Below are 15,150 nucleotides of genomic sequence, written 5' to 3' on the forward strand. Positions count from 1 at the left end.
ATCCAGCACTATTGCGACAGGAATGCCGCAACCTTCTCAGCCGCCGCCTGCAAGTGCTGCTCATGGCTGAACCCCGAGGCCTTCAGCGGCTTCAGGTCATGGTCCCCCGCCACCAGCCAGCTCACCTCGATCGCCGGCGATAACGCATACCCTGCCACCGCCTCGCGGTTACCCAGTGCATCCCGCTCGCCCTGCACGATCAACGTCGGCGTCTTCAATTCGGCCAGGTGCTCGACCCGTGGCTTTTCCGGTTTGCCCACCGCATAGAACGGATAGCCCAGGCACACCAGTGCATCCGCTTCCAGTTCATCGGCCAGCAAGCTGGCCATGCGCCCGCCCATGGATTTGCCACCCACCGCCAATTTGCCCGCGACCAAAGGTCGCACCTGCCGGTACACCTCGCGCCAGCATTCCAGCAACACCTTCTGCGGGTTCGGCGGCCGCTTGCCGCCGGCAACCCTGCGCTCGGCCATGTACGGGAACTCGAAGCGCACTACCGCTACCCCAAGCGCCGCAAGCCTTTGCGCCATTTCGTCCATGAACCCGCTGTCCATCGGCGCACCTGCGCCATGGGCCAGGATCAGGCAGCCCTTGTAGCCGTCCTTGCCCCGAACATGCGGGGGATCGCAGCGCAAGCCTGGGACATTTCCGACCTTCGCCCATTGATCCCCGTCAATACCGGCACTTTGCCCATTAATCATGCTTGCCTCGCTGTAAAGCCTGCCAAATAACCGTGGATGGGAACCCATACATGAACACAACCAGCAGTACCGCCTATAACTACAAGGTGGTCCGCCAATTCGCCATCATGACGGTGGTGTGGGGAATCGTCGGGATGGGGCTCGGCGTCTTCATCGCCGCCCAGCTCGCCTGGCCCTCCCTCAACTTCGACCTCCCCTGGACCAGCTTCGGCCGCCTGCGCCCCCTGCATACCAATGCGGTGATCTTCGCCTTCGGCGGCTGTGCGCTGTTCGCCACCTCCTATTATTCGGTGCAACGTACCTGCCAGACCACCCTGTTCGCACCGGGCCTGGCCGCGTTCACCTTCTGGGGCTGGCAACTGGTGATCCTGCTGGCGGCCATCAGCCTGCCGCTGGGCTACACCAGCTCCAAGGAATACGCCGAACTGGAATGGCCGATCGACATCCTGATCACCATCGTCTGGGTGAGCTACGCCATCGTGTTCTTCGGCACGCTGATGAAGCGCAACACCAAGCACATCTACGTCGGTAACTGGTTCTTCGGCGGCTTCATCCTCACCGTGGCGATGCTGCACGTCGTCAACAACCTGGAACTGCCGGTCAGCCTGACCAAGTCCTACTCGGTCTATGCCGGTGCCACCGATGCCATGGTGCAGTGGTGGTATGGCCACAACGCCGTGGGCTTCTTCCTGACCGCAGGCTTCCTGGGGATGATGTACTACTACGTGCCCAAGCAGGCCGAACGCCCGGTGTATTCCTATCGCCTGTCGATCGTGCACTTCTGGGCGCTGATCACCCTGTACATCTGGGCCGGCCCGCACCACCTGCACTACACCGCCCTGCCCGACTGGGCGCAGTCGCTGGGCATGGTGATGTCGCTGATCCTGCTGGCACCAAGCTGGGGCGGCATGATCAACGGCATGATGACCCTGTCCGGCGCCTGGCACAAACTGCGCAGCGACCCGATCCTGCGTTTCCTGGTGGTGTCGCTGGCGTTCTACGGCATGTCCACCTTCGAAGGCCCGATGATGGCCATCAAGACGGTCAACGCCCTGTCCCACTACACCGACTGGACCATCGGCCACGTGCACGCCGGCGCCCTCGGCTGGGTGGCGATGATCTCGATCGGCGCGCTGTACCACACCATCCCGAAAGTGTTCGGCAAGGAGCGCATGTACAGCATCGGCCTGATCAACGCGCACTTCTGGCTGGCCACCATCGGCACCGTGCTGTACATCGCCTCGATGTGGGTCAACGGCATCGCCCAGGGCCTGATGTGGCGCGCGGTCAACAGCGACGGCACGCTCACCTACTCGTTCGTGGAAACCCTGGTGGCCAGCCACCCAGGCTTCATCGTGCGCTTCGTCGGCGGTGCGATCTTCCTCAGCGGCATGTTCCTGATGGCCTGGAACACCTGGCGCACCGTGCGTTCGCCGGCGCTCGATGTCGCCCCTGCGAACGCCCAGCTGGCTTGAGGAGACCTGCCTGATGAAACATGAAGTCATCGAGAAAAACGTCGGCCTGCTGGCCCTGCTGATGGTGTTCGCCGTCAGCATCGGCGGCCTGACCCAGATCGTCCCGTTGTTCTTCCAGGACGTCACCAACAAGCCGGTGGAAGGCATGAAGCCCTACACCGCGCTGCAGCTGGAAGGCCGCGATATCTACATCCGCGAAGGCTGCGTGGGCTGCCATTCGCAGATGATCCGCCCGTTCCGCGCCGAAACCGAGCGCTATGGCCACTACTCGGTGGCTGGTGAAAGCGTGTGGGACCATCCGTTCCTGTGGGGCTCCAAGCGCACCGGGCCGGACCTGGCCCGGGTCGGTGGCCGCTACTCGGACGACTGGCACCGTGCGCACCTGTACAACCCGCGCAACGTGGTACCGGAGTCGAAGATGCCGTCGTACCCATGGCTGGTCGCCCAGCAGGTCGACAACAGCCATACCGACACCAAGATGCGCACCCTGCGCACCCTGGGCGTGCCGTACACCGACGATGACATCGCCGGGGCTCGCGATGCGGTCAAGGGCAAGACCGAAATGGATGCCCTGGTCGCCTACCTGCAGGTGCTCGGCACCGCGATCAAGAACAAGAGGTGAATGCGATGGGAATGGACATCGGCATGATCCGCGGCCTGGGCACACTGGTGGTGATGATCGCCTTCATCGGCCTCACCCTGTGGGTATTCAACCGCCGCCGCGACCGTGATTTCGCCGAAGCGCGCCTGCTGCCCTTCGTCGACGACCGCCTGCCCTCTGCCGGACAGGAACCTGCTGCAAAAAGGAGTAACGGGCAATGACCACCTTCTGGAGTACGTACATCTGCGTACTGACCATCGGTAGCCTGATTGGCCTGACCTGGCTGCTGCTCGCCACCCGCAAGGGCCAGAGCAACAACACCACCGACCAGACCATGGGCCACAGCTTCGACGGCATCGAGGAATACGACAACCCGCTGCCCAAGTGGTGGTTCTGGCTGTTCGTCGGCACCCTGGTGTTCTCGGTCGGCTACCTGATCCTCTACCCGGGCCTGGGCAACTGGAAGGGCATCCTGCCGGGCTATGAAAATGGCTGGACTGGCGCCAACGAATGGCAGAAGGAGATGGAGAAGGCTGACGCAAGATTCGGCCCGATCTTTGCCAAGTACGCCGCCATGCCCGTGGAAGAAGTGGCCAAGGACCCGCAGGCACTGAAGATGGGCAGCCGCCTGTTCGCCTCCAACTGCTCGGTTTGCCATGGCTCGGATGCCAAGGGTGCCTATGGTTTCCCCAACCTAACCGACAAGGACTGGCGCTGGGGCGGCGAAGCGGAAACCATCAAGGCGTCGATCATGAACGGCCGTCACGGCGTGATGCCGGCCTGGGCCGAAGTGATCGGCGAGCAGGGCGTGGCGGATGTGGCCGCGTTCGTGCTCACCAACCTCGATGGCCGCAGCCTGCCGGAAGGGGTCAAGGCTGACGCCGCCAAGGGCAAGGAGATCTTTGCCGGCAACTGCGTGGCCTGCCACGGACCTGAAGGCAAAGGCACCCCGGCCATGGGCGCACCAGACCTGACTCACCCGCAGGCGTTCATCTACGGTTCGAGCTTTGCCCAGCTGCAGCAGACCATTCGCTATGGTCGCCAGGGTCAGATGCCGGCGCAGGCGGAGATCCAGGGCAACGACAAGGTGCACCTGCTGGCGGCGTATGTGTATAGCCTGTCGCAGGATCAAGCTTCGCCAGACCTGACTGCCAAGTAACACCCATTCGCGGGCTCGCCCGTTCCCACAGGTTAACCACAGATTTCAAGCATTGTGGTGAACCTGTGGGAGCGGGCAAGCCCGCGAAGGGCTGCAAAGCAGCCCCTCTCCTCGCTCTACCCCTCCTTGCACCCCCTCCGAACACAACTAAGCTTGTTGCCTCAGTGGGCCTCGCTCCGAAAGGAGCGAAGCAGACGCGGCGCGTAGCCTGTCGCCGTCCCGATAAAAAGCTTGACCGATCGATCAGAAAAAGGCGAAAAACGGTACACATTACAAATATTTATTTGTGTACAATCGTCCAGACCCGATCGCTGCGGGACATCAGTGAACGGGCTCGGGCACGGGTCGGCGTACCAAAGTTGCGTTGCGGTAACCCCGGTGGTTATCAATACTGGCGCCGATTTTTCGACCAACAAGAACATCAAAACCGTGGAACCTTAGCAATGAGCACAGCAATCAGTCCGACTGCTTATAACTATAAGGTCGTCCGCCAGTTCGCCATCATGACGGTGGTCTGGGGGATCCTTGGCATGGGCCTCGGCGTCTTCATCGCCTCGCAGCTGGTATGGCCGCAACTGAACCTGGACCTGCCCTGGACCAGCTTCGGCCGCCTGCGCCCGCTGCATACCAACCTGGTGATCTTCGCCTTCGGGGGCTGTGCGCTGTTCGGCACCAGCTACTACGTGGTGCAGCGCACCTGCCAGACCCGGCTGATCTCCGACAGCATGGCCGCCTTCACCTTCTGGGGTTGGCAGGCGGTGATCGTCGGGGCGCTGATCACCCTGCCGATGGGCTACACCACCACCAAGGAGTACGCCGAGCTCGAGTGGCCGCTGGCGATCCTGCTGGCCATCGTCTGGGTCACCTACGGGTTGGTGTTCTTCGGCACCATCGTCAAGCGCAAGACCAAGCACATCTATGTCGGCAACTGGTTCTACGGCGCCTTCATCGTGGTTACCGCGATGCTGCACATCGTCAACCACATCTCGCTGCCGGTAAGCCTGTTCAAGTCGTACTCGGCCTACTCCGGCGCCACCGACGCGATGATCCAGTGGTGGTACGGCCACAACGCCGTGGGCTTCTTCCTCACCACCGGCTTCCTGGGGATGATGTACTACTTCGTACCCAAGCAGGCCGAACGCCCGATCTACTCGTATCGCCTGTCTATCGTGCACTTCTGGGCACTGATCACCCTGTACATCTGGGCTGGCCCGCACCACCTGCACTACACCGCCCTGCCAGACTGGGCACAGTCGCTGGGCATGGTCATGTCGATCATCCTGCTGGCGCCAAGCTGGGGCGGCATGATCAACGGCATGATGACCCTGTCCGGTGCCTGGCACAAACTGCGCACCGACCCGATCCTGCGCTTCCTGGTGGTGTCGCTGGCGTTCTACGGCATGTCCACCTTCGAAGGCCCGATGATGGCCATCAAGACCGTGAACTCGCTGTCGCACTACACCGACTGGACCATCGGCCACGTTCACGCCGGCGCCCTCGGCTGGGTAGCGATGATCTCGATCGGCGCCGTGTACCACATGATCCCGCGCCTGTATGGCCGCGAGCAGATGCACAGCGTCGGCCTGATCAACGCGCACTTCTGGCTGGCCACCATCGGTACCGTGCTGTACATCGCCTCGATGTGGGTAAACGGCATCACCCAGGGCCTGATGTGGCGCGCCATCAACGATGACGGCACCCTCACCTACTCCTTCGTCGAAGCCCTGCAGGCCAGCCACCCTGGCTATATCGTCCGCGCCCTGGGCGGTGCGTTCTTCGCCACCGGCATGCTGCTGATGGCCTACAACGTGTTCCGTACCGTACGTGCCGCCAACCCGGCACAGGCTGAGGAAGCCGCCAAGATCGTCGTCGTGGGAGCGCACTGATGAAGCATGAAGCCGTCGAGAAGAACATAGGCCTGCTGGCCTTCTTCATGGTCATCGCCGTGAGCGTCGGTGGCCTGACCCAGATCGTCCCGCTGTTTTTCCAGGACGTCACCAACAAACCCGTGGAAGGCATGAAGCCGCGCACCGCGCTGGAGCTTGAAGGCCGCGATATCTACATCCGCGAAGGCTGCGTGGGTTGCCACTCGCAGATGATCCGCCCGTTCCGTGCCGAAACCGAGCGCTACGGCCATTACTCGGTGGCCGGCGAGAGCGTGTGGGACCACCCGTTCCTGTGGGGCTCCAAGCGTACCGGGCCGGACCTGGCGCGGGTCGGTGGCCGCTACTCCGATGACTGGCACCGTGCGCACCTGTACAACCCGCGCAACGTGGTACCGGAATCGAAGATGCCGTCGTACCCGTGGCTGGTCGAGCACAAGCTCGACGGCAAGGACACCGCGAAGAAGATGGAAGTGCTGCGCACCCTCGGCGTGCCATACACCGACGCCGACATCGCCGGGGCCCGCGACGCGGTCAAGGGCAAGACCGAAATGGACGCCATCGTCGCGTACCTGCAGGGTCTTGGCACCATCATCAAGAGCAAACGGTGACGCTGATGGATATCGGGATGATTCGCGGCCTGGGCACCGTCGTGGTGATGGTGGCATTCGTGGGCCTGGCGCTGTGGGTGTTCAACCCACGGCGCAAGAAGGACTTCGACGAAGCGACCCAACTGCCCTTCGCGGATGACCCCGAGGCCTGCCGCCACGTCGAGCAAGAGCACGCAAAAGCTTCTGGGAGCAAAAAACAATGACAACCTTCTGGAGTCTGTACGTTACCGTCCTGACCCTGGGCACCATCTTCTCGTTGACCTGGCTGCTGCTGTCGACCCGCAAGGGCCAGCGCGAAGAGGTCACCGACGAAACCGTCGGGCATGCCTTCGATGGCATCGAGGAGTACGACAACCCACTGCCGAAATGGTGGTTCTGGCTGTTCGTCGGCACCATCATCTTCGCCCTCGGCTACCTGGTGCTGTACCCGGGCCTGGGCAACTGGAAAGGCGTCCTGCCAGGCTACTCATACCTGGATAACGACAAGCAGACCGAGTTTTCCAACGGCCAGCCGGGCTGGACCGGCGTGCACGAGTGGGAAAAGGAAATGGCCAAGGCCGACGCCCGCTTCGGGCCGATCTTCGCCAAGTTCGCCGCCATGCCCATCACCGAGGTGGCCAAGGACCCGCAGGCCCTGAAGATGGGCGCGCGGCTGTTCGCCTCCAACTGCTCGGTATGCCACGGCTCCGACGCCAAGGGTGCCTATGGTTTCCCCAATCTTACCGACAACGACTGGCGCTGGGGCGGCGAGCCGGACACCATCAAGGCAACCATCATGGGCGGCCGCCACGGCGTGATGCCGGCCTGGGCCGAAGTGATCGGCGAGCAGGGCGTGGCCGACGTGGCTGCGTTCGTGGTCAGCAAGCTCGATGGCCGCACGCTGCCAGAGGGCGTGAAAGCCGATGCCGAAAACGGTCAGAAGATCTTCGCCGCCAACTGCGTGGCCTGCCACGGCCCCGAGGGCAAGGGCACGCCAGCCATGGGCGCGCCGAACCTGACCCATCCGCAGGCGTTCATCTACGGCTCGAGCTTTGCCCAGTTGCAACAGACCATCCGCTACGGTCGCCAGGGGCAGATGCCGGCCCAGGAGCAGCTGCAAGGGAATGACAAGGTGCACTTGCTGGCGGCTTATGTGTACAGCCTGTCGCAGCAGGCCGAACCGGCCAAGGCCGAGTAAGGCAGGCCCGGCCTCTTCGCGGGCTTGCCCGCTCCCACAGGTTCGCCACCAGTCTTGAGGTTGGTGTTATCCCTGTGGGAGCGGGCAAGCCCGCGAAGAGGCCGGCAAAGACACAGCATTTCTTGCAGGCTGATGACCTGGATCACTTGACACCTGCCATAACACGATTCATACCACGAACCCAACGCGACTAAAGGTCGCAGTGCAGCCCCATACTGCCATCAGCGGCGTATCATGGGCCGCAGAGCGCTAGCAGATTGCGCGAGACTGCGGCCGGCATGCACTGGCTGCGGCACTTCTCCACTGCCGTGGGACTTGATGATGAGCAAGCAAATTCCGGTACATGACGTCACCCCGCCTGCCAACAAAGGGAAGGATTCCGTCGACCTCTACGCCTCCCGGGAAAAGATCTACACCCGCGCTTTCACCGGCCTGTTCCGACGCCTGCGCATGGTCGGCGGGGCTGTGCTGTTCCTGCTGTACTTCGGCACGGTGTGGTTGAACTGGGGCGGCCACCAGGCCGTGTGGTGGAACCTGCCCGAACGCAAGTTCTACATCTTCGGCGCCACCATCTGGCCGCAAGACTTCATATTGCTCTCGGGCATCCTCATCGTTGCCGCCTTCGGCCTGTTCTTCATCACCGTGTTCGCCGGCCGGGTGTGGTGCGGCTACACCTGCCCGCAAAGCGTGTGGACATGGATTTTCATGTGGTGCGAGAAGGTCACCGAGGGCGACCGCAACCAGCGCATGAAGCTCGACAAAGCCCCCATGAGCGGCAACAAGTTCCTGCGCAAGTTCGCCAAGCACAGCCTGTGGCTGCTGATCGGTTTCGTCACCGGCATGACCTTCGTCGGCTATTTCTCGCCGATCCGTGAACTGGCCATCGAATTCTTTACCGGCCAGGCCGACGGCTGGGCCTACTTCTGGGTCGGCTTCTTCACCCTCGCCACCTACGGCAACGCCGGCTGGCTGCGCGAGCAGGTGTGCGTGTACATGTGCCCCTACGCGCGCTTCCAGAGCGTGATGTTCGACAAAGACACGCTGATTGTTTCCTACGACCCGCGTCGTGGCGAAACCCGCGGCCCGCGCAAAAAGGACCTGGACTACAAGGCCGCGGGCCTGGGCGACTGTATCGACTGCACCATGTGCGTGCAGGTCTGCCCCACCGGCATCGATATCCGTGACGGCCTGCAGATCGAGTGCATCGGCTGCGCCGCATGCATCGATGCCTGTGACAACATCATGGACAAGATGAATTACCCAAGGGGGCTGATCAGCTACACCACCGAGCACAACCTGTCCGGGCAGAAGACCCACATGCTGCGCCCGCGCCTGATCGGGTATGCCGTGGTACTGCTGGTGATGATGGTCGGCCTGGCCACCGCCTTCGCCACCCGTTCGCTGGTCGGTTTCGACGTCAGCAAGGACCGCGTGCTGTACCGCGAGAACGCCCAGGGCCGGATCGAGAACGTGTATAGCCTGAAGGTGATGAACAAGGACCAGCGTGACCACGTCTACGTGCTGGACGCCACCGGCCTGCCGGGCCTGAAGCTTGAAGGCCAGCGCGAGATCCGCGTGGACGCTGGTGATATCGTCAGCCTGCCGGTACAGCTGTCGATCGCGCCCGAGAAACTGCCATCGACCACCAACGAAATTACCTTCATCCTCAAGAGCGCCGATGACAGCGACGCCCAGGTTGAAGCCAAGAGCCGCTTCATCGGCCCACAGATCCGCTAAGAGAGATAACCCACAATGCCTGCCACCGCCGCCAGCCCCTGGTACAAGCACCTCTGGCCCTGGATCATCATCGGCATTCTCGCCACCTCGGTGTGCCTGAGCCTGACCATGGTCAGCATCGCCGTGCACAACCCGGACAACCTGGTGAACGACAACTACTACGAGGCTGGCAAGGGCATCAACCGCTCGCTGGACCGAGAACTGCTGGCGCAGACGCTGGGCCTGAAGGCCGGCGTGCACCTGGACGAGCTGACCGGCGAAGTGGACGTGCGCCTGACCGGCAACAGCGACCCGCAGAGCCTGGAGCTGAACCTGATCTCGCCAACCCAGCCGGAGAAAGACCGCAAGGTGCTGTTGAGCCGGGTCGAGGCTGGGCGCTATGTGGGGCAGCTGGAGGACAAGGTTGACGGGCGGCGCTTCGTTGAGCTGCTGGGTAGCGAAGGTGGCCAGGTTTGGCGCTTGTTCGAGGAGGAAAAGGTCGAGCATGGTTTGACCTTGCAGCTGGGTGATGAAGCACTGCAAGGTGCCGAGCACCAATAATCGCACCTCCGCCGCTCCTTGCAGGAGCGGGTTTACCCGCGAATGCGTCAAACCTGAAAACATCATTGCCTGATCTGACGCATTCGCGGGTAAACCCGCTCCCACAGGTGCCGTGCCCAACCCAGCCGATTTGTTTAAGGCAATGATGTGATGACCCAGCCCACCCCCTGCTACCACTGCGCAATGCCCGTCCCCGCCGGCAGCCGCTTCAACGCCGTGGTCCTCGGTGAGTCCCGGCAGTTCTGCTGCCCCGGCTGCCAGGCAGTGGCCGAGTCGATCGTCGCCGGTGGCCTGGAACACTACTACCAGCACCGCAGCGACAACAGCGCCAACCCCGAGGCCCTGCCCAGGCAGCTACAGGACGAACTGGCCCTCTACGACCGCAGCGACGTTCAGCAAACCTTCGTTCGCCATGCTGGCGACCTGGCCGAGACCACCCTGCTGGTCGAAGGCATCAGCTGCGCCGCCTGCGGCTGGCTGATCGAAAAGCACCTGCGCAACCTGCCCGGCGTCGCCGAGGCGCGCCTGAACCTGTCCAACCACCGCCTGCTGCTGAACTGGGATGACAAGCAACAGCCGCTCTCGCGCCTGCTCGCCGAGCTGCGCCAGATCGGCTACGCCGCCCACCCCTATCAGCCCGACCAGGCCGCCGAGCAACTGGCCCGCGAGAACCGCAGCGCCCTGCGCCGCCTGGGCGTGGCCGGGCTGCTGTGGTTCCAGGCGATGATGGCAACCATGGCCACCTGGCCGGAATTCAACATCGACCTGTCGCCCGAACTGCACACCATTCTGCGCTGGGTGGCGCTGTTTCTCACCATCCCCATCGTGTTCTACAGCTGCGCACCGTTCTTCAAGGGCGCGGCACGCGACCTGCGTACCCGCCACTTGACCATGGACGTTTCGGTGTCGCTGGCCATTGGCCTGGCCTTTGGCGCCGGCATCTGGACCGCCATCACCGGCAGCGGCGAGCTGTATTTCGACACCGTGGGCATGTTCGCGCTGTTCCTGCTAACTGGCCGCTACCTGGAGCGCCGCGCCCGCGAACGCACCGCCGCGGCCACTGCGCAGCTGGTCAACCTGCTGCCGGCCTCGTGCCTGCGCCTGGACGCCGTCGGCCGCAGCGAACGTATCCTGCTCAGCGAACTGCAGCGCGGTGACACGGTGCAGGTGCTGCCAGGCGCGGTAATCCCCGCCGACGGGCGCATCGTCGAAGGCCGCTCCAGCGTCGATGAATCGTTGCTGACCGGTGAATACCTGCCGCAACCACGGCGGGTCGGCGAGCGGGTCACCGGCGGTACCCTGAACGTCGAAAGCACCCTGAACGTGGAAGTCGAAGCCCTCGGCCACGACTCGCGGTTGTCGGCCATCGTCCGCCTGCTGGAACGCGCCCAGACCGAAAAACCCCGCCTGGCCGAAATCGCCGACCGGGCCTCGCAGTGGTTCCTGCTGTTCTCGCTGCTGGCCGCCGCGGCCATCGGCCTGTGGTGGTGGCACCTGGACCCGACGCGGGCGTTCTGGATCGTGCTGGCCATGCTGGTAGCGACCTGCCCTTGCGCGCTCTCCCTGGCCACGCCAACGGCGCTTACCGCAGCCACTGGCACGTTGCACAAGCTCGGCCTGCTGGTGACCCGTGGCCATGTGCTGGAAGGCCTGAACCAGATCGACACGGTGATTTTCGACAAGACCGGCACACTGACCGAAGGCCGCCTGACCTTGCGCAGCATTCGACCGCTCGGCAGCCTGCCCGCCGACCGCTGCCTGGCCCTGGCCGCAGCGCTGGAGAACCGCTCCGAACACCCCATCGCCCGTGCATTCGGCCGCACCGCCACGCCTGCTGACGACGTGCAGACCGTGCCGGGCCTGGGCCTGGAAGGGTTGGTCGAAGGCCAGCGCCTGCGCATTGGCCAGGCCACCTTCGTCTGCGCCTTGAGCGGCGCGGAAATCCCTGGCGTGCCAGAGCCGCGCGGCCAGTGGCTGCTGCTGGGCGACCGCCAGGGCCCGCTGGCCTGGTTCGGCCTGGACGACCGCCTGCGCGACGATGCCCCTGCCCTGCTGGCGGCCTGCAAGGCCCGTGGCTGGCGCACGCTGCTGCTGTCGGGCGACAGCTCGCCGATGGTTGCCGAAGTGGCCGCGCAGCTGGGCATCGACCAGGCCATCGGCGGCCTGCGCCCGGACGACAAACTGGACCGGCTGAAGGCGCTGCAGGCGGCCGGGCGCAAGGTGCTGATGCTGGGTGACGGGGTCAACGACGTGCCGGTACTGGCCGCCGCGGACATCAGCATCGCCATGGGCAGCGCCACCGACCTGGCCAAGACCAGCGCCGACGCCGTGCTGCTGTCCAACCGCCTGCAGGCGCTGGTACAGGCCTTCGAGCTGGCCCGCCGCACCCGCCGCAACATCCTCGAGAACCTGCTGTGGGCGACCCTGTATAATGGCCTGATGTTGCCGTTCGCCGCGCTCGGCTGGATCACCCCGGTATGGGCAGCCATCGGCATGTCGGTCAGTTCGCTGATCGTGGTGCTCAATGCCCTGCGCCTGACCCGCCTGCCCCCGGCATCGGGTTTGCCATCGACCGAAGCGCCCCTGCCTGGGAGGAAGTCGCCATGCCCGCCCTCTATGTCATGATCCCCGCGGCCCTGCTGCTGGTCGGCGTGGCCGTGTACATCTTCTTCTGGGCGGTGGACAGCGGCCAGTACGACGACCTGGAAAGCCCTGCCCACAGCATCCTGTTCGACGACCAGGACCCGCGCCATCAGGCGGCGGTGAAACCTGACGACAGCAAGGCCGACACCGACAAGGAAAACCCGCCCCGTGCCTGACCTGCTGCCCCTGCTGGGCTCGGCGTTGATCCTCGGTTTGCTCGGCGGCGGCCACTGCCTGGGCATGTGCGGCGGCCTGATGGGCGCGCTGACCCTTGCCATCCCGCCTGAACAACGTGGTCGGCGCATGCGCCTGCTGCTCGCGTACAACCTTGGCCGCATTCTCAGTTATGCCTGTGCCGGCCTGCTGCTGGGCCTGGCCGGCTGGGCCGTGGCCAGCAGCCCGGCGGCGCTGGCACTGCGGGTGGTGGCGGCGCTGCTGTTGATCGCCATGGGGCTGTACCTGGCAGGCTGGTGGAGCGGGCTGACCCACATCGAGGCGCTGGGCCGGGGACTGTGGCGGCATATTCAGCCAGCGGCGTCGCGCTTGCTGCCGGTGTCCAGCGTGCCTCGGGCGTTGTTGCTGGGGGCGCTATGGGGGTGGCTACCATGCGGCCTGGTATACAGCACCCTGCTGTGGGCGGCCAGTCAGGGCAATGCCGGGTACAGCGCGGCGCTGATGCTGGCGTTCGGCGTGGGGACCTGGCCGGTGCTACTGGCCACGGGGCTGGCGGCTGAACGCGTAAACCGGTTGTTGAAACGGCGCAGTGTGCGGGTGGCTGGCGGGGTGCTGGTGATGCTGTTTGGGGTATGGACCCTGCCCGGGCCGCATCAGCATTGGTTGATGGGGCATTGAGGGGGCTGCTGTGCAGCCCAATCGCCGGCAAGCCAGCTCCCACAGGTACTGCACAAGGCTTGAGGTTTGCACGGCCCCTGTGGGAGCTGGCTTGCCGGCGATTGGGCCGCACGGCGGCCCCCGCTTGCACCGCCGTTTCCCCTTGATACAAATCAACACCGGTTCCTGCAGACAGCCATAGACTCCGGGGCACTGCTGCTCTTTCCGGGGACCACCCTCATGCTCGACGACCTACGTTGGGATACCGACCTGATCCGCCGCTACGACCTGGCCGGGCCACGCTACACCTCCTACCCAACCGCCGTGCAACTGCATAGCGAAGTGGGCTCGTTCGACCTGCTCCACGCCCTGCGCGAGAGCCGTCGGGCCGTGCGCCCGCTGTCGCTGTACGTGCACGTGCCGTTCTGCGCCAACATCTGCTACTACTGCGCCTGCAACAAGGTCATCACCAAGGACCGCGCCCGCGCTGCGCCCTACCTGCAGCGCCTGGAGCAGGAAATCCAGCTGATCGCCTGCCACCTCGATCCCAAGCAGCGTGTCGAGCAGTTGCACTTCGGCGGCGGCACGCCAACCTTCCTCAGCCATGTGGAACTGCGCCAGCTGATGGCCACCCTGCGCCAGCACTTCCACCTGCTGGACGACGACTCCGGTGACTACGGCATCGAGATCGACCCGCGCGAAGCCGACTGGTCGACCATGGGCCTGCTCCGCGAACTGGGCTTCAACCGCGTCAGCCTGGGCGTGCAGGACCTCGACCCAGCCGTGCAGCGCGCGGTCAACCGCCTGCAGAGCCTGGAGCAGACCCGCACCCTGATCGAAGCCGCGCGCACCCTGCAGTTCCGCTCGATCAACCTCGACCTGATCTACGGCCTGCCCAAGCAAACCCCGGAAGGCTTTGCCCGCACTGTCGAAGAAGTGATCCGCCTGCAACCCGACCGCCTGTCGGTGTTCAACTACGCCCACCTGCCCGAGCGCTTCATGCCGCAACGGCGCATCGACAGCAATGACCTGCCCAGCGCGGCCGCCAAGCTGGAGATGCTGCACGCCACCATCGACCAGCTGACCGCAGCCGGCTACCGCTACATCGGCATGGACCACTTCGCCCTGCCCGACGACGAGCTGGCCATCGCCCAGGAAGAAGGCACCCTGCAGCGCAACTTCCAGGGCTACACCACCCATGGGCACTGCGACCTGATCGGCCTGGGCGTGTCGGCCATCAGCCAGATCGGCGACCTGTACTGCCAGAACAGCAGCGACCTCAACACCTACCAGGACAGCCTGTCCAACGCCCAGTTGGCCACCCAGCGCGGCCTGCTGTGCAACCACGACGACCGTATCCGCCGTGCAGTGATCCAGCAACTGATCTGCCATTTCGAGCTCGATTTCGAGCCGATCGAACAGGCATTCACCATTGATTTTCGCGGCTACTTCAACGACCTCTGGCCAGAACTGCTGACCTTGCAGCGCGACGGCCTGATCCGCCTGGATGACAAAGGCATCCGCATCCTGCCGGCCGGCCGCCTGCTGGCGCGCTCGGTATGCATGGTGTTCGACGCTTACCTGGCGATGCACAACCGCCAGCGCTTCTCGCGGGTGATCTGAACCGAGTCGTTCAACCGCATGGACAAAGTTCCTTGCCAGGCACACCATGGGCACAGCGAAGGCCCCGGCGCACACCCGCCGGGGCCGGGCCAGCTCGCACCACAACAGCGCACGCTGGCCTACAACCTATGCCGTGAGTTACCCTTACGTCTTATGTGTGCTTTCCCAC

15 protein-coding genes are annotated in these 15,150 nt (G+C 64.2%); 14 read left to right on the forward strand and 1 reads right to left on the reverse strand.

Annotated features, from left to right (window positions below; translation table 11 throughout):
* Positions 1–8: 8 nt before the first annotated feature.
* A complete protein-coding gene (locus ACLCGK_RS25860; RefSeq protein ID WP_031324423.1) occupies positions 9–701 on the reverse strand; it encodes an alpha/beta family hydrolase in 693 nt (230 codons plus the stop codon).
* A gap of 50 nt (positions 702–751) precedes the next feature.
* Here ACLCGK_RS25860 and ccoN (ACLCGK_RS25865) point away from each other — a divergent pair, with 50 nt between their 5' ends.
* From ccoN (ACLCGK_RS25865) to hemN, 14 genes are all read left to right on the forward strand, one after another.
* Positions 752–2,176 (forward strand): cytochrome-c oxidase, cbb3-type subunit I, encoded by a 1,425-nt coding sequence (gene ccoN / locus ACLCGK_RS25865; RefSeq protein ID WP_013973491.1) that lies wholly within the window; start codon positions 752–754, stop codon positions 2,174–2,176.
* A 13-nt stretch (positions 2,177–2,189) separates the two neighbouring features.
* Positions 2,190–2,798: a cytochrome-c oxidase, cbb3-type subunit II gene (gene ccoO, locus ACLCGK_RS25870; protein ID WP_013973492.1), complete on the forward strand. Its 609-nt coding sequence runs from the start codon at positions 2,190–2,192 to the stop codon at positions 2,796–2,798.
* Positions 2,799–2,803: 5 nt separating this feature from the next.
* Positions 2,804–2,998, forward strand: a complete 195-nt coding sequence (locus tag ACLCGK_RS25875; protein WP_023661030.1) for a cbb3-type cytochrome oxidase subunit 3 — start codon at positions 2,804–2,806, stop codon at positions 2,996–2,998.
* Positions 2,995–3,936 (forward strand): cytochrome-c oxidase, cbb3-type subunit III, encoded by a 942-nt coding sequence (ccoP, locus tag ACLCGK_RS25880; RefSeq protein WP_013973494.1) that lies wholly within the window; start codon positions 2,995–2,997, stop codon positions 3,934–3,936. Before ACLCGK_RS25875 ends, ccoP (ACLCGK_RS25880) begins: the two co-directional genes overlap by 4 nt.
* A gap of 443 nt (positions 3,937–4,379) precedes the next feature.
* On the forward strand, positions 4,380–5,822 hold the full coding sequence (gene ccoN / locus ACLCGK_RS25885) for a cytochrome-c oxidase, cbb3-type subunit I (RefSeq protein ID WP_015271137.1): 1,443 nt from the start codon (positions 4,380–4,382) through the stop codon (positions 5,820–5,822).
* Positions 5,822–6,430: a cytochrome-c oxidase, cbb3-type subunit II gene (gene ccoO / locus ACLCGK_RS25890; protein ID WP_013973496.1), complete on the forward strand. Its 609-nt coding sequence runs from the start codon at positions 5,822–5,824 to the stop codon at positions 6,428–6,430. The genes ccoN (ACLCGK_RS25885) and ccoO (ACLCGK_RS25890) overlap by 1 nt, the downstream gene beginning before the upstream one ends.
* Before the next feature lie 5 nt (positions 6,431–6,435).
* Positions 6,436–6,633, forward strand: a complete 198-nt coding sequence (locus tag ACLCGK_RS25895; protein WP_015271138.1) for a CcoQ/FixQ family Cbb3-type cytochrome c oxidase assembly chaperone — start codon at positions 6,436–6,438, stop codon at positions 6,631–6,633.
* Positions 6,630–7,607 (forward strand): cytochrome-c oxidase, cbb3-type subunit III, encoded by a 978-nt coding sequence (ccoP, locus tag ACLCGK_RS25900; protein ID WP_367070667.1) that lies wholly within the window; start codon positions 6,630–6,632, stop codon positions 7,605–7,607. The genes ACLCGK_RS25895 and ccoP (ACLCGK_RS25900) overlap by 4 nt, the downstream gene beginning before the upstream one ends.
* 321 nt (positions 7,608–7,928) lie before the next feature.
* Positions 7,929–9,344: a cytochrome c oxidase accessory protein CcoG gene (gene ccoG, locus ACLCGK_RS25905; protein ID WP_367245357.1), complete on the forward strand. Its 1,416-nt coding sequence runs from the start codon at positions 7,929–7,931 to the stop codon at positions 9,342–9,344.
* Between the two features lie 15 nt (positions 9,345–9,359).
* Positions 9,360–9,884: a FixH family protein gene (locus ACLCGK_RS25910; RefSeq protein WP_410953258.1), complete on the forward strand. Its 525-nt coding sequence runs from the start codon at positions 9,360–9,362 to the stop codon at positions 9,882–9,884.
* A 150-nt stretch (positions 9,885–10,034) separates the two neighbouring features.
* Positions 10,035–12,509 (forward strand): heavy metal translocating P-type ATPase, encoded by a 2,475-nt coding sequence (locus ACLCGK_RS25915; protein WP_410953259.1) that lies wholly within the window; start codon positions 10,035–10,037, stop codon positions 12,507–12,509.
* Positions 12,488–12,703 carry a cbb3-type cytochrome oxidase assembly protein CcoS gene (gene ccoS, locus ACLCGK_RS25920; protein ID WP_013973501.1) on the forward strand — a complete coding sequence of 72 codons (216 nt, stop codon included), beginning with the start codon at positions 12,488–12,490 and terminating at the stop codon, positions 12,701–12,703. The genes ACLCGK_RS25915 and ccoS overlap by 22 nt, the downstream gene beginning before the upstream one ends.
* Positions 12,696–13,379, forward strand: coding sequence for a sulfite exporter TauE/SafE family protein (locus tag ACLCGK_RS25925; protein ID WP_410953260.1), 684 nt, complete (start codon positions 12,696–12,698; stop codon positions 13,377–13,379). The genes ccoS and ACLCGK_RS25925 overlap by 8 nt, the downstream gene beginning before the upstream one ends.
* A gap of 219 nt (positions 13,380–13,598) precedes the next feature.
* On the forward strand, positions 13,599–14,981 hold the full coding sequence (hemN, locus tag ACLCGK_RS25930) for an oxygen-independent coproporphyrinogen III oxidase (protein WP_015271144.1): 1,383 nt from the start codon (positions 13,599–13,601) through the stop codon (positions 14,979–14,981).
* The last annotated feature ends 169 nt before the right edge of the window (positions 14,982–15,150 follow it).

The sequence above is a fragment of the Pseudomonas sp. S1(2024) genome (assembly GCF_046557535.1).